Here is a 20,843-nt window from a genome sequence, read left to right on the forward strand (position 1 = left end):
TCGACCAGGAGAACGCCTGGGCGGTGTGCAACCGCACCTGCGGAGAAGATTTTTAGAGCGGAGAACGTTAATAGAATCGAGAAAGCGTTCCCCTCGCACCACTTCTCCGCTCGCATTCCCGCTGAGCCCCAGTCCATCTCAGACTCGACTGAAAACCACGATGTCGTTGCCGGTTCGTTTGCTTCTCACGTCGAAGCCGAGGCAGCGAGCATCGCTCAGGAGGATGCCTCGAACTTCGTCTTCAACTCTTCGAGTGTTTCTCGTTCACTGGCAGTCAGCCCGGTGGGGTCGAGCTTGTCGAGATCAAGTTTTTTCCAGTTCCGCGCCGCCTGCGAATCCTTCTGCTGATTGAGCTGCGCCACAATGACGTGGAAAAGGTGACGTGGCTCACGTGATGCGGAGAACGCGTCGGCAAACGTCGCCTCGGCATCGGCGAGTCGCCCCGATGCCATCAGCACCACACCTTTTGTGTCGAGCAGTTCAGGATTCTGGTTGGTCAGTCGCAGCGCCGAGTTGATGGGAGCGAGCCCCTTCGATGCGAGCTCGGGAATCTCGGAATAGGACATTGCGAGATTATTCATCGAGCGAATCGAATCGGGGTTGATCTTCAGCACCCGAACAAAGCAATCGACCGCTTTGTCGTACTGTCCCTCAGCCATCCGGAGCGTTCCGAGTCCCTCGAGAAACGCGGCGTTGTCTTTGAAGCGCTCACCCGCATCATCGAGCATCTCCTGGTGCGCGGCCGTCAACTCAGCCTGTTTGGATCGATCTTCGAAATTCAATAGCACCTCGACGAGCAGCGTGGCCGATTGGGCATCATGATGTTCGTTGAAATGGTCGGCACAGGCCTGGACCGCTTTTTCGAGCTCTTCCGCTTGCCCCAGTGCCACGACATACGGCCCCAGTGCACGGGTGGGATGTTCCCGATACGCACGTTCAAACCAAGCGAGTGAATCTTCCGAGAACCCCAGGTTCCGCAGCGCGTTCCCCGCTGCCCCCATCACCATCAACCCCCGAACCGCCGCCTGCTCATCCTCAGGCGAGGCATTCGACGAGAGGCGATCGAGTCCACGGTTGGCCCAGACGGCGACGACCTCTGCAGTCTGGTCTCGCTTTCCTTGGCGATCCGCAAACCGCACCGACAGCTCAAGCGCCTCGACAGAACTTCCTGCGAGAGAGTTCAGCTTTTCAATCAGATTATTGATCTTGGCATCATCGCTGGAGTCTTTCTCGTTCAACAGGTAGCTAGCGTATTGATAGACATCGCTGGCTTCGACTGAGCCATCGTTGATGAGTTGTTGGTAGAGAGACCGAACCTCGGTGTGGATCCGAGCCAGCTCCGGTTTGGAAAGGTCTTCCAGGACGTGTGGTTCCTGGCGAAGCAAAGTCGCCAGATACCGCGCGGGCGTCTTCCAGTCCCCACGCTGGTCTTTCACCAAATCACGAAGAATCGTAATGGACTGGCTCAACCGCAACTGAGCTTCCTCGGAACTCGCATCGGAGTTGAGTTCTCGCATGGCTTCGCTGCCGAGCAAGATAGCGTGCATCAGTTGGTTACTCGCAGCACCACCCGAACCAGCCAACAGGTCACCTACCGCTTGCCAGTCCACCGGGTCGCCCTCGGCGCTACGTGCGACCATCTTCTGAGCAAGCATATTGCGTAGGCGATCGTTCGACGGTTCCCGCTGGAGGGCGACCTGCAGTGCATGAGTTTCTTCTTCGGGACGCTCTAAGCGACGGTAGATCTCGGCGAGTCTCAGTTGGGACTCCGATGTCGGATCGAGTTGGTCCGCTTTGATGAGGAAGGTCAGGGCCTGCTCATAGTCCTCCTGCGCCACATAGGCCTGGCTGAGCAATTGATTTTGAGCGGACTCAGGCACGTTGCTGGATTGAATCGTTTCGATCACGGCATCAACCGCCTCGCTGTCGTCCCTAGCGATAGCCAGCCGCAAATTGGCAGCAATCACTCGTGGGTCATCAGAGCTCGCTAGCTCCTCAGCCCGTGCGATGGCCGACGTGATCTGCTCGGTGAGTTCATCACGGCGGTCCAAGTCCGTCACGTTCGCGATCGCCGTGGTCCCGGTCGCAGCTACCACCAATTGCGCGTTGACATCGTCAGGACGACTGGCGGCGGCTTCCTTGGCGACCTGCATGCTCTTGCTGTAATCCCCCTGACGTAGCGCCAGACTAATCCGGGTGGCAGAGAATCGGTCGGATTGACCGGTGACACTCAGTTCGGCATTGCGAATTTCTTGCTCCGCCTCAGCCGTGCGTCCCAGTGCGATAAGTTGCTGCCAAAGAGCCTGGCGAGTCTGCAGACCATTGCTTCCCGATGCGATCGCTCGCTGCAACTGGCTGACGGCGGTATCGGCATCGCCCGCCAAAGCTGAAATCCGACCTTGCAGAGCAATCGCATCACCCCAGCGAGGACGCAGCGACACGATCGCATTGGTCAATCGGCGAGCCTCGACAAGTTTTGGATTGTCGGATTCCATCGGCTGAGAGCTCTCCTGTAACTCACCGAGCAACTCGCTAGCCTTCAGGTATCGCCAAAAGGTGCCACTATCGCCTTCCCGCTCTTTCAGCAGACCGAACCAATGTCGATAGAGATCATCCGCTGACACCGATTTGCCATCGAGCGTGAGCGAAGAGGAACCTTCGGGCAATGTCCGTGCAAGCTGAGTGATCACCGATAGCGTCTGCAAATTGCGCTGCTCCTCGTCGATAGACGCAAGCGCCTCGTACGCCAATTCGTTGTCTTGGCCACGCGAGGCAAACATGGATGCGTCTCGCAAGAGCGTCGCATTCGCCTGTTTATCAGCCTCAGAATCCGCCGACGCGTCGTCCGACTGAGCTTTCTCCATCAGAAGCGTGGCAGCATCACGATACTGGCCCATCGCCGAGAGCGTGCGGGCGCGAGCGACCGCTTCCGAGTGCGAACCTGGATCGGCAACCTTCGCCAAGCGATCCAAAGCCGCCATGGCTTCCTCTTTCAGGCCCGCATGTGCGAGTCGCTCGGCAGCCAAGGCTTGCAGGTTGGCCTCGTCCAGATTCTCTTGAGCCAGTTCGTCGATCCGGCGTGCGAGCTCGGCCGATTTCAAATGGTCCTCCGCGGTGACATCGTCCGGAGGAATCGTCAGCTCAAACGCCTCAACATAGTGGAGACTCGACCGCAGAATTGTTTGTTCCGCTTCGGACAGTTCGTCTGCCGTCTCGAGCCGTTGCTCGAGTTGCTGCTGGAGCTGAGATGCCACAGCGTGAACCTCGTGAAAATTTCGCTGTTGAGGAGGCAGTTGGAGCTGGAAGTTGAATCGCGACTCCATCTCCGAAACCTCGCCCGCCAACGAACCGCTGGAATCGATCAGATCCAACTGGCGCACCGAATTGAGTTGGTTTCCCGATCGAGCCCATGCATCGGCGGTTAGCTTTCGCAAATTCGCATTTTCTGGATCCAGTGTAACCGCTTTTTCCAACGCCACCGCTGAGTTGTCCCACATGCCCTGATTGGCATAGTAACCGCCCAGGTGGACGAGCGCATCAATACGATCTTTCGGTGTGATATCGACATCGGAATTGACTGCGTTTCGAAGCAGGTCGATCGCCTTGACCTCATCCCCTTGTCCCGCCGCGAGATAACTCTTGAGAACGTTGAGTTGCCAACGCGCCGCGGCGAGCTGGCGGGCTTGCACGATCCGCTCCGAGCGGGCGAGCTGCGCTTCGGTGATACGCGACAACCGCACCTCCGATGCATCGATTGCATCGGACAATTGTTGGGTCATCTCCTCGGCTGCGTCCCAGTCAGCCCGGTTGATGTAGATCGTCGCGATGGCGCGAGGCAGTACGATCCCGTTCTCGCCGATGTCTTCGGCGGCGGCTTGCCAAATCTCGAGAGCCTCATCGGATCGATCCAGGTTGACCAATAGTTTCCCGTACTCAAAGGCGACGCTTTCGAGCAACGGATTGGGTATCGACGGCACATCGATCTCGGACAAAAACGCATACTGTTGGAGCGCCTTCTCCGCGTCGGACGCCTGATTCAAACGAGCATCGTCGTAGATCGCGAGAAAATCCCAGTACGCAGTTGGCATGGGGTTCGCCGTCACCAAGGACGATTGGGAACCGTCACTCGACTCGGAAGAACTACCGACGCCCGTGTCCTCGGATGCTCCTTCGAGAGCAGCGGCCTCGAGCCGCTCTCGAGCCGGAACCGCGGCGCCATGGACAACTGACTTAGCCGCGTCCTCGTCTCCCTTGGACTGCAGATATCGATAGTAGACTAGCTGGGAATGGCTGGTCGGTGTATCGCGAAGCGTCTGAACGGCTTGCTCCTCAATGGCTGCAATTTCCTTCGCTGGTAGCGTCGCCCCACCCTGATAACCGCGGAACGGTTCGGCCTTCTCGACACGGGTGAATAGGAAATGAGTGATCAAGTCTAGGTTCTTGGGGTTCTCTCTGAGTGCCGACCCGAGCACGAAGGTTGCAGGTTGATTGGCGAGCCACCCCCAATAGTCGTCGATCTTCGCAATCGTCTGGGGATCTCGAAGAGCGTAGCTGCCATCGGCGATCTCACCTGCCAAGGCCAACGCTAGGAACGTCATCGCCTGGGCGTCATTCTCCGGTGCATCGAGTTCTCCGATCTGCCGTTCAGCTTCACGGTTCCAGGGCCCCCCTAGCTGTACGAGACGGTTGATCAGGCGAACGCGTAGGTCCGCCACTCTTTCGTCATCCTCGCTGCCGATTTGACCGATTGCTCCGCTGAGCGATCGACGGGCTTGGTCGATCCGCTGGCCCCGCGTTTCGCGGTCCTCTTGATCAGCAGCTTTGTCCGCCGCGATCGCCATTTGGTAGGTCGTATCCAAGTCGTCTGGAACGAGCATCGAATATCGCCGCAACCATTTCGACTGGTCTTCGTAATTTTGCTCCTGCTCAGCCGCATTGGCGAGATCGAGAAATGTCGAGGCCGTCGTCTTCGAGTGATAGAAGTACGACGCCGTCGCAGCCGTCAAAACGACGATCGTCAGCACAGCCGTGACAGCGAGTAACTTCCCATTCCACTGCCAGCGGAATCGGCGCGACTTTGTGATGGCCTCACGCGTTGCGGTGAGGTCTGGAGATTGTGCATGCGTTTCTTGAGCGGCCGAGGCAGGCCGGGAAACGGTTGATCCTGACTCATGGCTCGACGGCTCACTGGTGCCCTCGTCGTCGCTGCTGCTGGTCTGATGTTCGGTCATGGAAATATACGATTGCTAGTCAGCGGTGGGACGGTCCAAGGAGATCCAAACGACCGTTTCTAAAACAGGGGGGAGACGACGAGAGTTGATCACGAACTCTAGCAACAAAGACATCCGTTCAAGGCAGGCGTGAAAGAATGATGTGCGTCGTGATCGTGCGAGTTAGCAGGAACAAACTCGTCACCTCGCCGACTACGATATGCATTTCGCGATCGTTCGCTGCCGATTAGGTTGCCATCGTGTCGGGTAATGCGTAGTGATAATTGCCGTAGCGATATCCGTACTGTCTCGCCGAAACGCCTGAGAAGACAGTGCCCGCGACGCAGGCTCCGGCAGCTTCGAGTCGTCTGGTCGTACGCACCACATTCTCTTTCAAGCTCACGTCTCGCATCACACAGATCAACGTCGAGTCGACCGCGGAGGCGATCGCGAGTGATTCACCGGCGGCCAACACGGGGGCGGTGTCAATCACGACGTACTGGTAGACCTCGAGCGCCTCCTTCACGAAGGTCTCAAACTTCTTCGGGCTGATTAGACGGTGAGGACTTGCCGAAAGCGGTCCGGCAGGAAGGACATGGATCAGGCTTCCAAGCGATTTGTCGACGGCGTCGTCAAGGGTCGATTTGTCTGATAAGACCCCCGTCAGACCGGGCCCCATCTCGAGTCCGAAAATCTCATGCTGGTCGGGACGACGCAAGTCACCATCGACCAACAATACGGTCTCTCCGGTTGACTTGGCCATCGACAGCGCGAGCTGGGACGCGACGCTGCTCTTGCCTTCGCCCGACATGCTGCTAACGACGGCAATGGAACGGGTGTGCCGGGTGTCGACCGACAGGAACAAATTGGCTCTGAGGGAGTCGATACTCTCCTCAAAGACGCGCCTCGCCTTGCGAGATCCCGACCCAGCGGGAAGGCGTGACACTTCGCCGACGACCGGTGCCAGCAGCCCTGTTTTATCGTGCGATTCCGCATCGGTGAGCCGCTGTACCTTGAACTCCCAGAGCAGTCCGAGCAGGAACGGGATCACGAAGGCGCCTGCGGATGCCATGACGAGTTTCTTGTAGGGTTTCGACTCGACGGGAGCCTTTGGCGGGGTCGCCGCAGCGAGCGTGCGAACCGCCCCGTCTTGCCGCCGCTCGGTCCGGATGGCGGCAACGCGACCGCGTAACTTCGTCAAAACGCCTGAGGCCACGACTAGTTCATCGTTGGCGAACCGCAGTTCGGCCGTCATACCACCATATTGTTCGAGACGCTCACGTTCCTCATTGTACTGGGTCTGCAAAACATCGAGCTTCGCTACCATCGCCTTGCGGGACTTCTCACGTTCTTTGGCAAAAGCTTTCTGACTGCGTTCCTGGGCGCGTTTGCGTTCCTGCTTGCTCAGATCCTGCTGTTTCTTCTGCTGTTCCTCCTGCCAGGCCAGTGTGCGCTCAGCCACGGCTTTGCGTTGTCGATAATCTTCGTCGACGACACGTTGCAGTTCCTCCTCCACCCGCGTGCGAGCCAGATCACGCTCGTCCTGCAACTTATCGCGAGCATCCTCCAAATTCTTCTTCATGTCGTTGTAATAGTCGCGGCTGATCCGAACCATGTCCTTGACTTCAATGTCCAAGATGATCGAGGTGTACCGATTGACAACTGCCTTCGCGGCGCGAACCTTCGCGTCGGCGTCGATGCCATTCTCGATATCCCGTTCACGAATGACCTGCTTTTGAATTTCCGTGGGCGCAATCGCCGGGGTTGCAGCGGCGAGCGACTCGTCGGAATCCAACGGCAGGGGAGCTTCCACAATCGCATCGAACAACGCCAACTCAATCTTTAAATCGCCAATCTGTGACCTCAATGCCGCGACACGCGACATGTGGGCTTCGCTGTCATTGCGATCAACCGACTGCCCAGGGGCGTAGCCGAGCGTCTTCTGGCTAAGTGCCGCGACACGCTTCTGCCGTTCGTCGACCTCCTGTTCCCATCGCTGAATCTCAGGCTCGAGCCAGCGTTCAAGATTATTGACGCGGGTGTCGTCGAACGAGTCGCGTTGGCGGAGGTAGGAATCCACAATCGCGTTACAGACCATCGCAGCGGCTTCGCGGTCGGTGTCGGTATAGCTGACGACGAGCCGCGAGTCCGTACCACCGCTGCTGATCGACAAATTCTTGCGCAGCTTGCCCTCGGCACTATTAGGATCCGACAAACTGGGGGCGCTACGCAGCGTGGGATCAGCCAGCACCGGATCGAGCACGATCGAATTTTGAAAGAGACTCTTCTCTGTCCTCGCCAAGTTCTCTACCTGCGGCATCACGCCTTTGAAAACCACGTAATCCTCATTGGATTCGAGCAGATAGGAGGCGCGGTACTCAGGCACGAATCCCTGCATTACTACAAACGCAGCAATCCCGGCTAAGGCTGCTCCGACCGGAACCGCCCATGGCCAGCAGCGGCGGAACGTCACCCAGATAATCCATGGATCGAAGGCCTTGGCTGCGTCATTGCTCGGTGAGTTTGCCGCCGCTTTGGCCCGAGGAGGGCCGACGATGCTGGTCCGCGAACCTTGATGATTCAAATGCTGTGTCATAAGTGGTGAATTCCTTGGCGCTCCTACCGTTGGGAGGACGTCGACTAGCGGGTGAATGAAACAACAAACTCGTAGTTATAACCGATTAGCTCAGTCCATGAACAAAATCTCTTGCCGTGACCTGCTCCACCGGGCGGTAAACCGCCTGCCAATAGCATTTCAGCAACCATAGCAGGCCGAACGCGACGGGGATCATCAGGTAGCCTGTCCAATCATGGATCAACGCTCGCTTATCCTCGCTGCCAAACCACTGGTAGAGCAATCCCACCGCTACGATCCGCATCGCATTGACAAAAATGGCTAGCGGAATGACCGACGCCAGCAAAACGAGTCGGTCCCACCAGGAACGCTGAATACTCGCCGCCCAAAAACAGGCCAACGCAGCGACTCCGATGAAAATCCGCAGGCCCGAGCATGCTTCCTCGACCATCAATCGTTGGTCGGCAATCCAAATCACATGCCCTTCCGAAACCGCCGGTTGCCCCAGAACGCGAAGGATCGCCGTGCTCAACCCCGTCGCAATCCCCTGCAACTTCCAACTCAGTAACGTCTCGGCCTGGTAGGGAAGTGGGATCATGAAGAACAGAAAACCGATCGCCGGCAAACTCCAACGCATTGCCGCTGGCCCCAACATCACCCACACAATACCCGCTACCAATGGCAAAATGGCGTAGCCATCGAAGAAATCCATGTACAACAAACGCCCGGCGAATCGCATCACCACAGCGAGTAGTATTAACCAAACGCCCCCGTAGCTCGGTCGTTCCCGAACGCCTGGAAAACTCTCGCTGCGATTAGCCAGCAGCAACAAAGCCAACAGCGGCACCAAATAACCATGGGAATAATCCGGTTCATTTCGCCAGGTCGACTCCGCCCACACGAGAGTTGGCCAGAACGCATAGATCAGCACCGCCAAGATGGGCAGGAACCGAACGAGCCACCATCCCACGCCACCCAGGGAAGACATCGGTACCAACGCTTCAGACTGCGGGACGCGAATCGATGACTGCGGAGTGGAGCGATCCTCTCGGCCCGCCTGAACTGCCGAGGGCGTCACCACCCGAGCGGGATGTCGTTTCCGATTCTTTCGTCTCGATTGCGCCACAGAAAAAATTCCAGTTTCTGCCCACGTGCATCCGGGGCTGTTCACAGAGAGGGGGTGGGGTAGGAAAGCAGACTTGCACTCAGGTATTCTTCAGTACACGCCTCGCAAGGCGTGTGCGACAGAATCCTGTCGAACTAAATGGTATCCGCTCAGGTGGTGGGGGCAAGCCGGCAGGCTGGTCCGCACTCATTGAACGCGGCCAATTGTCGGCTGTATCCAAAATTCCAATGAATTGTCTGAAAATCACAGGAGATGCCCCTAATCATATCGCAGGTAGCAGAAAACAAAACCTGTCGATGCCAACGGCTCACTATTCTACAGGCACGGCGGAGTCTTTCTGACTACGATGCGTTCCCGCTGCCTACCGCCGAAGTTTTTACCGACTTGAATTGAAGGACTGCGACAAGCTTCGCAGGATGGGATTTCACAAAGACATGGCGTACTGGACCGAATCGAAATGGGCTGTCATATCGAGTTCGGCCAACCAGAGCCAGCGATTGGAGCAGCGTTTGCCCTTTGCATTAATTGGAGCGGGCACGCACTGCGATCTACAACTGCCTGTCCAGGATGGCTTGAAAACCGCGTATTTTGCCTGTTGCTTTGACGACCGGATCGAAGTTTGGCCGCTCTGCGCGATCGCCTTCCCCGTCTGGGGCGTTATTCCCAGCGAAATCGAGGTGCTGCTTGGACACCTGCGTTTGCGTTTCGAGCGAACCGGCCGACCGGGCGGCAGCAATGAGGGGGCAAACAACACGAACGAAGAAGGGGCAATTGAGAACGCCAACTCCTTCGCGAGCGACGTTGAGCTGACCATGGCATGGAACCAGAAATCCGTTACCAAAAAGATTGCCCGGACCGTTACCATCCTCGGGTCCCAACACCCGAGTGTCTGGCGCACCCATGGACGGGGAATGCAGGCCTGTGACCATGCCATTATCTGCACCCAGAACCGTGTCTGGCTGGTCGACCTCCAGCCCGCTCCCCAGCCAGGTCTCCCCAGATCGGCGTACGAACTGCTACCCAACCAGCAATACTACCAGATCGGAGATATGCGGTTCTCTCTCGGCCCCGCTACTACCGAATCGCAACCCTCTTTGGCGCGTCGCCGGCACCAGTTGTCGGTTTCTCAGGCTGCTGCCCGTTCGCAGGTTGCCGTTGGACACGACACCGCTGAACAAAAATCAACCACAGCGGCGGGAATGACGACAACCGGCGTGGAATCAGGGCCTGCTGTGACCACTGCGGAGCAGGTCATCGCCACAAATGCACCGGCTACCAATACGGCCTCCCGGGCGGGCCTCGATTGTCCGGAAACGTTCACCTCCCACCTGACGGGCCGGTTGGTTTCAATCAACCACTCTCGATTTACCAGAGCGAAATTGCTCAAAATCGCTGCCAGTTCCGTTACCTTCGTAGCGGTAATCGTGTTTCTTACCTGGCTATTTCGCTGACGCAGCGGGCTTTTGGAACGTTATTCGCCCACTGTTAGTACCTTTGTGCTACGCTAACGCGCGTTAGCTCCCCTTTCGCCTCTCATATTGGCCGCCTTGGCTACAATCCAGTGATCAATGAGGAACAGGGGCAAATACAAGTTTTCAGCAATGGATTAGCGACATAACCGAGAGAAAACGGTAGGTGAACTAATGTCTGGCTTTGGGATCGTCGCAATCGTGACCGCGTTGGTCTTCGCCGTCTGCACGGCGATCACGGTGCGGCTGATGGCGTCGGCGCCGACAATCGAGGACTCCGACGCGGATGAACCTTTTCCTCGTCAAAGTGAAGGGCGGAATTCGGACCGTGGTTCCCAACCGCGAGACCGCCACGCTCACCGCGACCGGCAGCGTCGTAGAAGCGGTCGTGAGAAACGGCCTTCCCGCGAGAACGGTAAACGCTACTGCTGAGCCTGTTCGAGCTTTCGGACTCGGTTTTCCAGTTTTTCGATCCGAACGTGCAGCCGCAGGACGAGTTGGCTCAGATCGGTGTCGTTCATGCCTGCGTTCGCAGCTGACGATTCAGCCGCAGGGGGTTTGGCAGTCGGTGGTGCGTCGCGGCTTTCAAACGGGTTCTCCTCCACGGGGTCTCCCGGCAGCCACGCGCGCAACTGCTGCTCCGTCTCCGAGATCGCTTTTTCGATCACAGGTAGGGTGGGGTGTTTTGATCCCAGATTCGCTCGGGTTCGACGTAAGTTCCGCAAATTCTCCGCGAGAGCTCGTCCTCGATCGGTCAGGAGGGCAGCTGGAGGAACTCCGTCATCAAGACGCTGCGGCGAAGCGGCACTCTTCTCCTGAGCGCGGGCAAAGCCGATATCGGTCTGCGAAAGCCCCGTTAGACCGAGGCAAACGCACATGGTCATCAGGAGCAAGCGTTGTGCGCGTTTCATCATTCTCTCTCGATCGTAAGGGCGTTGGAGGCGGGCACTCAAACAAGTAGCCAGTAAACGGTCAGTTTGACGTACTCGACCCAAATCGGTAAATACGTTTCGGCACTCTCAGCCGGTGCGGTGGCGGAATAAGCGACAACACTCGTCTCGGCCGGGAAGACCCGCTCAAAGCACAGTCGACTGCGACGAGTATGAGGCGGGGACGTGACAACAACGAGCCGTTTGACACCGGGCCACTCGCGATGCACGGCCACCGCCTCGCTGCGTGAACTCAACCAATCGCTCGAATCTGCATCAAAGGCAACGATCGCCGAAGCGGGCACGCCGAGCATGGCGAGAAAATCAATCTCACGCTGCAGGCGTGTGTCGCTGGCCTTACGAACAAAGTTGTAGCCCGAACTTCGTTGTTCATTCAGCAGACCTACCTTTTCGATCCGGTGCATGTGAAACAGATCCGCTGCGGCCCGCAGCCGCTCCCATGTCGCCGGCCCATCGGCCATGACATAGGCAATCTCTCCGGCAGCATCTGGATCATGTACGTACAGAGGCGTGATGACCCAACCACGAACCGTCGCCGAGGACGATGCCAGGAAGCCCGCTAAGGTGACAGCGAACAGCACCCAAAAGCGTCGCCGCCAGCGCAAATCCGATGGTGATCGATGCGAGTGCTCAAGATCGTTTTCAGGCACAGTGTGGGCAACCGGAGGACGGAAGAAGGGGACCGGACAATACAAACCAACCAACTTTGTCCGGCTAAGGAATGCCACGCACGATACTGGGACCGATACACCGGGTCACCCAGACCGGCAGTCGCTGCCACGTTTGAATGAGGCGCTGATTGCCACCCGAGTCGGGGCGCATGTCGTTGGGGTCTCCGTGGCGAACATAGTACTGCCAACATGCCGGAAAGGGTTTGGCTCCCCACTGCGTTTTGAACTTGAACGTGCCACTGCCCTCACTGGAGCGACCGAAGTCAAACGTGTGACTTGATCGTTCGATCGCCCGCCGCAACAGATGTCGGTACATCAGCATATTGGCATTCGTGCGATTGAACTCACGCAAACAACTGGCGCTGGGGACCTCGCTGCAGCCGCGACGGTGGACCAACAATCCACTAGCAATCGTTTGTCCGGCTTTCGAGACAGCGCAAAATTCAGCATCGCCTTCAAAGTGTTCGATAATCGCTCGGAATAGTGACTTCGAAAAGACGGGGGTACCGAGGTCGCGCATGTTACGCGCGAACACCGCATAGAACTCATCGAGCAACGACATGCCGGCGAAAGAGACGTTCAGTTCATGCTCCCCCGCCTTTCGAATCTGACTGCGTAGTTTCGATTTGAAGGACTTTTCCAATTCCTCATCCGTCGCGGGCAATGACAACCGCAGATGCTTCTTGTCCGTTCGCACCAGGTTGAACTTTTCATGCTCGACCGGCAGCTCGTGCCGCAGCTCGAGATACTTCACGTCGAGTTCATCGGCCAGTTCACAAGCATGATCGATCAATCGGGTCGCCACCGAGTGGGAGGCCGCCCAAACCCCACCCGTGTTGAGGTAAGGCAAACTGACCAAGAACCTGCCGAAGAGTGGGCCCTTGACGAAAACGAGCGGGAGCACCCCCGTCACCGTGGCACCGTCTTTCGCCTCGAGCAGATAGATCCTGTGACCGAACCCATCCGCTAAACTCGCCATCCAACCGGGGTCGTGCCCCGCCAATCGTGGGCAGTCGCCGTCCGCGGGCAAGGTGGTTTCGGCCGACGGCCACTGACATGGCCAAGTGCTACGTTGGATTTCCAAAAAACTCTCCGGGGTAAATTTGGCTCAATCTTGGAAACCAAATCAAACCGTGCCAATCTTACTGACAATTGCTGCAATCCACTACCACAACGGCGAGATGCTTCGTGTTCGGATCGGCTCGAAGCTGCTATGTTGCTAACTTTTCCTGATTGGAGTTGTTGATGGCCAGCGTCGAAACAGGCATCCTGATAACGGGCATCTTGCTGTTGCTCGGTATTGTGTCGAGCAAATTCTCGGCTCGATTGGGCGTGCCCGTTCTAGTTTTCTTTCTTCTCGTTGGCATGCTGGCGGGTTCCGAAGGCATCGGCGGCATCGAGTTCGAAAACTACACGCTTGCCCACGCCATCGGTACGCTTGCTCTCAGCCTCATTCTTTTCGATGGCGGGCTCCGCACACCCTTCCACACGATCCGTTCGGCTTGGAAGCCCGCTGGGATGTTGGCGACATGGGGTGTGCTCATCACCGCGATGATCACGGGGCTGGCCGCTGCCTGGTTCCTAGAATTCTCCCTCGCCGAAGGACTACTGCTGGGCAGTATCGTGGGTTCCACCGATGCCGCGGTGGTCTTTACCGTTCTCCGGGGCGGTGGGGTGAACATTCGTCGCCGGCTAGCCGAGACACTGGAGGTCGAGAGTGGATCCAACGACCCGATGGCGATTTTTCTAACCGTGGGGCTCATCCAGGTGCTCTCCGGAGCGGTGCCGTTTGGTTTTGGCTTGCTGAATCTGTTCGTCAGTCAGATCGCTTTTGGCGCTCTAGCCGGTGTGGCTGTGGGAGTCGCCGGAGTTTGGATGCTCCAACAGATTCGCTTGGAGACGGCGGGACTGTATCCCGTGATGGCTACCGCCTTGGGTTTTCTCTCCTTTGGTACCGCGGCGGCACTCGGAGGCAGCGGATTCCTCGCGGTTTACCTCACAGGAATCGTAATCGGAAACCGGCGTCCGGTATTCTTCCGTGGCATCCTGCTGTTCCATGACGCCGCCGCATGGATCTGCCAAATCCTGATGTTCATCGCGTTAGGCCTACTGTCGTTTCCGAGTCGATTGCTCGATGTGGCCCCGCAAGCTCTCGCGATTTCCGCTGTCCTGATTTTCGTCGCTCGCCCGGTAGCGGTATTCCTTTGCGCCGCTCCGTTCCAGTTCGCCTTTCGCGAGCTCGTTTTCATGTCCTGGGTGGGCCTCAAGGGTGCCGTTCCCATTACCCTGGCGACCTTCCCAATGCTCGCCGGACTGCCGGGCGCGGCAGTGATCTTCGATACGGTGTTCTTTGTCGTACTCGTCTCCGCGCTGGTTCAGGGTTGGTCACTGCCGGCGGTGGCACGCTACCTGAGACTGGTTGTCCCCGCAAGGCAACCTCCCCCGGTAACGCTCGAGATCAGTTCGCTGCGAAATGTGGAAGCCGATATCGTGGAATACTTTGTCGATGACGCCAGTCGGGCGGCGGGTTGCATGGTCAAGGACCTCGCCTTGCCCGCGGGCGTCGTGGTCGGATTGATCGTCCGCGCCGAACAAATCATCCCGCCCCAGGGTCGCACTCGGATCGAGTCCGGCGACCACGTCATCGTGGTGCTGCGTCCTCAAGTGCGGCCGATGGTTGATCGCGTGTTCAGGATGGGTCTACAGATCGAATCCACCAATCTCCCCACGGCGCTGGAGTTTCCGCTACGGGGCTCGATTACCGTGGGTGAAGTCGAACGGTTCTATGACTTGAACCTCAATGGGCCGCCCGAGGAAACACTCGACGAACTGATGCGAGATCGCTTGGACAAGGAACGCGTGGAACTGGCCGATTCGGTCCGCTTTGAGGAAATCGAGCTGTTCGTCCGCGAGGTCTCCGAAACCGGCACGATCGATTATGTCGGCATGGTGATCTTGCCCGCAGCCACCGCCAGTCCTGCCGAAGACGCTACTTCTGACTCGCCCGCCGGAGACGGTCCATGATCGCGACCCCCAGCCCCACTTCGGGACACCCACTGACCTGAATCGCTTCGTACTGTGCATCATCAGCGCGGCGCAGCGTCGCATATAACTGCGCCGCAGCCGTTTCCAGCTTGCCATCGGGATTGAACGACCACATATGACCGCAGTCGCCGCCTGGCACAGCATCGATCGGTCCAAACACGATCTGCAGCACTCGTCCGGATCGATCGCACCGAACTCCACCAGGAGTGGGATCGCTCGAAAGAGACAGCGGCGTCTGTGGCGAATAATGTTTGGCGAATTGCCCCGGCGCCGCGACGACGGCAGCACCGCGTGGAGAGGCGGGCAGACTTTCGACAGGTTCCCCGACAGCCTCGCTCAATTGGGCGGGCGAAATGGCGCCGCTACGAAGAACACACAGCGGCGAGTCGTCTGCCGGCAGTAGAACGATCGTCGACTCCAGACCCACATGGCATGGCCCGCCATCGAGAATCATCTCGACCTGATCGCCCAACCCCTCCGCGACATGCTGCGCCGTCGTGGGACTGACGTAGTTCGAACGATTGGCACTTGGCGCGGCTACCGGCACCACCTGCCCCGCCCTACCCGCGAGTGACTGGAGCACCGCGATCGCGACAGGATGGTTCGGCACGCGGACCGCCACCGTGTCCCCGCCCGCGGTCACATCATCCAAAATCGACCGGTGTCGTGGTGCAATGAGCGTGAGCGGTCCCGGCCAGAATCCACTCAGCCGTCTGGCACGCTGCCAAAGCTGCGGCGAACAGTCATCAGCGAACAGAGTGAACGCATCCGCTGCCGAGGCGGTGTGTAAGATCAGCGGGTTATTTCGAGGGCGATTCTTGGCAGCGAAAATCTGAGCCACAGCCTCGGCGTCATCTCCGCGTGCCGCCAAACCATAAACTGTCTCCGTTGGCAATCCGATCAACTGGCCGTGGAGCAAACAGCTAGCCGCGCGAGATATTGCCTCCTCAGTCGCTGGTGTGATTGTTCCTGCCAAGGAAATGCTCGATTCATTCATGCCCGTAGCGATCGAGTTTGCACCGTGCCAAACTTTTCCTGCCGTGATCAATGCCTGCCAAAAGAGTACAATCGACGCGGATCACCTGCTAGCGCCTGCCCTGAATTCGAATATGAAAACCAAGAACCCCGTTTCTCGATTCGACCACCCACCGGAGCCATCGGGCGCCGACACCGAGCCTTGGATCGGTGCCAAAGAGCTGAAGTTCTTCGGCTTGGCTGGCGCGGGCGTGATTATTCTGAGTTCGGCCGTGGTGACCTGCTGCTTGCTCGTTCTCAACGGCGCCCTGGTCATGGCCATTTTAGCGGCGATGGCGGCGGCGGGAGTTGAGTGGGTCGAGAATGAACAGGCTGGACAGTTTATTTTGTTCTCCGGGCCGATCTGCCTCACGATTATCCAGTGGATGATGATCGACACGCTCCGCGGGATTCTACGCCGGCAACGCCATGGCCGCAGCGAGCCGGCGAAATCGCGTGCCTGACCTCTGCCTCGGAGCCGACCGGGTGGCTGCCGACTCCGCTTACGGCAGCTTTTTTTCAGCGGGCGTCAGGGTGGGGAGGGGGGTCGTCGGCCACGTCCAACGATAAATCGCAGTCTGCGATCCCTGATCCAAACCGACGATCAAGGTATTTCCCTGGTGGGAGATCTCAACGCACTGACATTCCTGGCAGTTCGCATCGCCCGAATACACCGCGAAACTTCCCAACTGCACCCGTTGGTCGACGTTCCAAAAGTGCGCAATCCCATCACGCCCCATCGTCATCAGCTTGGCATCATCAATGAAATGCATTTCGGCCGACCGCGTGGAATGGTCGCCGGTGATATCGACGCTGTGTAGCGTGTACTGGGCCCGACCCGTTTGCTGATCGAGACAGGTGATCGAACCGTTCTCCAACCCCACGATGAGCCGGTCGCTCTGTGGCGAAAAACACGCTGTGCGGACCAGGTCCTCGCTTGGCAAACGGAAATCGGAGACACCCGTCTCCAGATTGATCATCTCGATGCCAGCATAGCCGCATACGAATAGCCGCTGTTCGTTTGGTGCAAACGCGATGCAGGCTTGATTGTTCGCGTAGCTTCGCTGCAGCAAAGGAGCGCTCAAATCGGAGTTCATATCGTAGACGGCGAGTTCGGCCGGGTCGCTCATCACGGCCAGGAATCGCCCGCTAATGGAGAACTCCGACATGCCGAGATCCGTCGATTGGGATGCCAATGGCATCGCAATGGTGCGAACACGGGGAGTCTGCAGTTCGCCCGCCTGATCTCGCCAATGCGTCAAGAGATGCAGATTGCCGTCCCGGTCACTGACAGCGATCGTCTTGCGGTCGCTTGTGATAGCGAAAGACCGCAATGAAGTATGGGATGGGAACACCGATTGGCTCACCCTTCCGTCCTGCTGATCAGCCTCGATTGGAAGGTACACCAGTTCCCCATCGTGCTGAAGACTCAGAGCTCCCGGCGGCGATTGAACACTCACCATCTCGTAAGAGTCCACTTGAGGAAATACGTCGAGCCGATGACTCGCTCGCGTCGGTGCATAGCGTTCCACAGCGCCGTCACTGGAAACTGTCGTGAATTCGGCGGAGCCGGTAAAGGCGACGCTTTCAATACGTCCACCGAGCCCAGCAACATAGGCGATCGAGCGGTACTCGGGCGGTGGCCCCACCGCCTCCGTATCGGAGCCTGCGTTTTTGCTGGAAACAAGCTCGAAAAGCTCCACACCCGATCGTCGATCGGCGACGGCGAGGTACCGGTCATCACCGGAGAACTCGATCACATGAGGATGTGAGGTGGTCTCGATCCAGCGACGTTGGCTCAGGTCATCGTTTCGAACCAGCCCAAAGCCCACTGAATCACGTATTTGATAGGCGGCATAGGGATGTTGATGCGCCATAGCGACTTGCCCCGCGGACGCCACCAACCATTGATCGATCAATGCCCCTGATCGGGTATCCCAGACCTGCAGCGCATCAGGGTCGCGACGGGCTGTCAGTAGAAAGCTACCGTCGGTGGATAAACCGAACCCCATATTTCGACTGCCGTTCGCGATGCTAATGCTACTTTGGTTCTCCCGTGAGTAGCACCGAATGTTCTTGTACCGACTCCCCGATGCGATCACCTCTGCGTTGGCGCTAACGCGAATCGACTCCACCGTGGTGGAGTGCGAATGGATGACCGAATGAGTCTCGCCGCTATGCGGATCGATCGTGATCACCATCGGACCGAGGATGGGCCACTTCGGACGGGAGATGATTAACCTGCCCGACGGCAGGACCGCGAGGGCGTCGAGCCGCCCATCCAGCCCGCTGAGACGACGCTTTTCGAGGCCGCTGTCGGCGTCCCAAAAGATCAGGTTCCCATCTCGCGCCGCCGTGACCACGGTATCGCCTTGCGGTCCGTGGGGTCCGGCAGGGATGACCGCGACCTCGGTGCCACGTCCGGTATGCCCACCCCAAACGCCATAACGCGATTTCACCTCACTATCGAGCAAACACCATTCGAGCGACCGCAGATCGACTTCCCCGGGCTGCGGGACCTGCCGATTGAGCAACCGCCGCGCCTCACCGTATTGCCCTTGGTGGAATCGTAGGAACGCCAGCGACATATCGCTCATATAGCTCGTCCGCCGGGATCGGTCTCGCGTTCGCTGAGCCTGCCGCTCGTTGTCCTGCGCTCGTTTCTGCTGCGTGACGGCATACTCACGCTGCTGTTGGGTGCGTTCGAGCGAGCGGCGTAGCGATTCCGACTGTGCCTCACTCACCGCAGCGTGGCGTCGGGACTGAATCGCGAGCGCCGAGAGCGCCACGATTCCCACCAACAGACTGATCGCCGCTGCTGCGGCCATCGCTGCCAAACCTCGATTGCGGGTCGTCCATCTCCAGGTCCGCCCGAGCTTCCCGACCGGCCTCGCGGTGGGAGGGCGGCCGTCGAGCACCAATTGCAGATCGCGGTGCAGTTGGCCCGCATTTCGATAGCGACGTGAGGGCTGCTTCTCCAGACAGCGCTGGCAAATGGCACTGACATCACGGGACAGCGACGGCCGCCGCCGGCGTACCGAGGGCGGGTCTTGGCTGATGATTCGCCGAATCGTATCAAGCTCGCTGACCGCCGCGAAGGGAGACTCCCCCGTCAGCATTTCGTACAACAGTACCCCCAACGCGTGTACATCCGAATGCGGCCCATGCTCGTCCGTGTTACCCGATGCCTGCTCGGGGGACATATACGGGCCACTGCCGATCAAGGCTCCCACATGGGTGTCGGACGTATCGGATTTGGCACGCGCGAGACCAAAATCAGCCAACCGTGGCACCGGTAAATCTGTTTCCGCATTGGTCAGGATAATATTGGAGGGCTTGATGTCACGGTGAATCAATCCGCGGTCATGGGCGATGCTGATACCGTCGGCTAACTGAGCGACGATCAACACCGCGAGCCGCGGCGGCACCGGTGCACTGCGTTCCCTCAGCCACTGGTTGAGTGTCGGCCCAGGACAGTATTCCGAGACGATGTAGGCTCGATCATCGTCGATCACAGCCTCGAGAATCGGCACCAAGTTGGGGTGTGTCAGCTTCGCTGCTGTCTCCGCCTCACGCCGAAATCGCCTAGCCTCGAGCGTTCCAGGCCGCAGGCGGCGGTGAGGCAGTTTGATAGCCACCTCCCGTCCCAGCCGGATGTCCGACGCCAGCCAAACCTGGCCAAAACCACCTTCTCCGAGCAACTCAATCAGCACGAAATGGTCCAGCCTCTCGCCGGGCCGCAGCGAGCGACGCAGGGCAACGCGGCCACCTTCATCTCGCGTCGTCGAGCCTGCCTGCGTCCCCCCATCGTTGGGTTCCCGCTGACTTCCGTCGACCGACTGAGAAACTGGGCGGGATTCATCGGCCCCACCAGTCTGGATCCGCTCTGCGGGAGAGTCGCGATCACTCATACCAATTCAGATCAACGAGAGAACACAAAGAAAAGAGTAGCGTCCACGCACATCCTGAGTGTACCAAAATCACCCCGTTCACGCGTCGACCCCACTTCGTCCCATTAGCTACCACCCCCAACGGCAGAATGTTCAGAGAAAATTCGCAGATTACTCTTGCGGCGGGGGGGCCGCTCTAGCGATACCGAAATTCCGTTGACGCTTTTGAATACGGAAACAGGTGCGGCGAAAATACCCAACAACATCCTCGCACCCGTCTCACACCGTCACCCTGGCTCTGGCGACAGAGTCCCATCTCGACCCAAAAATCTGTAAAAACCGACTTTGGAGGTTTCATTGAACATGTCCTACCGAACGAATATGTCCTACCGAACATGGGGCGCTACCGCGCAATGGATGTTCTCGTCTCGCATCCTCACTTCGGTGGCGATGCTCGCTGGACTAACCCTCGCCAACATGGGATCGCTTCCAGCTCAAGAGCCTGACGAAACAGCTCCGACCTCGGCGGCGGCCAAGCTCAACCCAGCGAACTGGAGCATGCCCTCGTTTCGCCTGCCCGATTTCCTCGTCCGCAACGACGATCAAGAGCGCATTGTCGAACGCAAGAACACCCTTGTCGGTGATATCAAAACAACCGCGTCGGAATCTTGGCAACGCACAAAAGACACGTTCAATCCAGCCCGTTTGAACCCAATGAACCTCTTTGCAGGGGACTCCAACCAGTCTACCGACGAGAAGAAGCCGGGATTCTTTAGCACCCTTCTCGCGCCCATGACCCCCGAACCAGAAGAACGGGTCGCTACCGTCAACGAATTCCTGAACCAAGACCGACCGTAGCAACGGCCGGTCGTTTGAACGCCGCGAACCCCACC

12 protein-coding genes are annotated in these 20,843 nt (G+C 58.4%); 4 read left to right on the top strand and 8 right to left on the bottom strand.

Annotation, left to right across the window (positions count from 1 at the left end):
* Window positions 1-215: 215 nt before the first annotated feature.
* The 3 genes from CA85_RS20700 to CA85_RS20710 form a co-directional block, all read right to left on the bottom strand.
* Window positions 216-5,231 carry a tetratricopeptide repeat protein gene (locus CA85_RS20700; protein ID WP_146393270.1) on the bottom strand — a complete coding sequence of 1,672 codons (5,016 nt, stop codon included), beginning with the start codon at window positions 5,229-5,231 and terminating at the stop codon, window positions 216-218.
* A 226-nt stretch (window positions 5,232-5,457) separates the two neighbouring features.
* Window positions 5,458-7,806: a polysaccharide biosynthesis tyrosine autokinase gene (locus CA85_RS20705; RefSeq protein ID WP_246113023.1), complete on the bottom strand. Its 2,349-nt coding sequence runs from the start codon at window positions 7,804-7,806 to the stop codon at window positions 5,458-5,460.
* Between the two features lie 85 nt (window positions 7,807-7,891).
* Window positions 7,892-8,911, bottom strand: a complete 1,020-nt coding sequence (locus tag CA85_RS20710) for an exosortase/archaeosortase family protein (RefSeq protein ID WP_246113024.1) — start codon at window positions 8,909-8,911, stop codon at window positions 7,892-7,894.
* A 416-nt stretch (window positions 8,912-9,327) separates the two neighbouring features.
* Between CA85_RS20710 and CA85_RS20715 the strand changes: the two genes are divergently transcribed.
* Window positions 9,328-10,362 carry a hypothetical protein gene (locus CA85_RS20715; RefSeq protein ID WP_146393271.1) on the top strand — a complete coding sequence of 345 codons (1,035 nt, stop codon included), beginning with the start codon at window positions 9,328-9,330 and terminating at the stop codon, window positions 10,360-10,362.
* 440 nt (window positions 10,363-10,802) lie between these two features.
* Here CA85_RS20715 and CA85_RS20725 read toward each other — a convergent pair whose 3' ends face one another.
* The 3 genes from CA85_RS20725 to CA85_RS20735 form a co-directional block, all read right to left on the bottom strand.
* Entirely contained in the window at window positions 10,803-11,294 is a 492-nt protein-coding gene (locus tag CA85_RS20725) for a hypothetical protein (protein WP_146393273.1), read from the bottom strand.
* Window positions 11,295-11,329: 35 nt separating this feature from the next.
* Window positions 11,330-11,911 (bottom strand): YdcF family protein, encoded by a 582-nt coding sequence (locus CA85_RS20730; protein WP_246113025.1) that lies wholly within the window; start codon window positions 11,909-11,911, stop codon window positions 11,330-11,332.
* A 133-nt stretch (window positions 11,912-12,044) separates the two neighbouring features.
* On the bottom strand, window positions 12,045-13,085 hold the full coding sequence (locus CA85_RS20735) for a FemAB family XrtA/PEP-CTERM system-associated protein (protein WP_315852726.1): 1,041 nt from the start codon (window positions 13,083-13,085) through the stop codon (window positions 12,045-12,047).
* A gap of 161 nt (window positions 13,086-13,246) precedes the next feature.
* Here CA85_RS20735 and CA85_RS20740 point away from each other — a divergent pair, with 161 nt between their 5' ends.
* Entirely contained in the window at window positions 13,247-15,025 is a 1,779-nt protein-coding gene (locus tag CA85_RS20740; protein ID WP_146393274.1) for a potassium/proton antiporter, read from the top strand.
* On the opposite strand, the gene CA85_RS20745 is transcribed toward CA85_RS20740, so the two are convergent.
* Window positions 14,991-16,043 (bottom strand): L-threonylcarbamoyladenylate synthase, encoded by a 1,053-nt coding sequence (locus CA85_RS20745; protein ID WP_246113026.1) that lies wholly within the window; start codon window positions 16,041-16,043, stop codon window positions 14,991-14,993. The genes CA85_RS20740 and CA85_RS20745 overlap by 35 nt on opposite strands.
* Window positions 16,044-16,155: 112 nt before the next feature.
* Here CA85_RS20745 and CA85_RS20750 point away from each other — a divergent pair, with 112 nt between their 5' ends.
* The gene (locus CA85_RS20750) at window positions 16,156-16,524 is read left to right on the top strand and encodes a hypothetical protein (protein WP_146393275.1); all 369 of its coding nucleotides are present in this window, start codon (window positions 16,156-16,158) and stop codon (window positions 16,522-16,524) included.
* A 39-nt stretch (window positions 16,525-16,563) separates the two neighbouring features.
* Here the strand turns inward: CA85_RS20750 and CA85_RS20755 are convergent, their stop codons facing one another.
* The gene (locus tag CA85_RS20755) at window positions 16,564-19,971 is read right to left on the bottom strand and encodes a WD40 repeat domain-containing serine/threonine protein kinase (RefSeq protein WP_146393276.1); all 3,408 of its coding nucleotides are present in this window, start codon (window positions 19,969-19,971) and stop codon (window positions 16,564-16,566) included.
* A 360-nt stretch (window positions 19,972-20,331) separates the two neighbouring features.
* Between CA85_RS20755 and CA85_RS20760 the strand changes: the two genes are divergently transcribed.
* A complete protein-coding gene (locus CA85_RS20760) occupies window positions 20,332-20,808 on the top strand; it encodes a hypothetical protein (RefSeq protein WP_246113027.1) in 477 nt (158 codons plus the stop codon).
* The last annotated feature ends 35 nt before the right edge of the window (window positions 20,809-20,843 follow it).

Origin of the sequence: Allorhodopirellula solitaria (assembly GCF_007859855.1) — a bacterium.
GTDB lineage: Bacteria > Planctomycetota > Planctomycetia > Pirellulales > Pirellulaceae > Rhodopirellula > Rhodopirellula solitaria.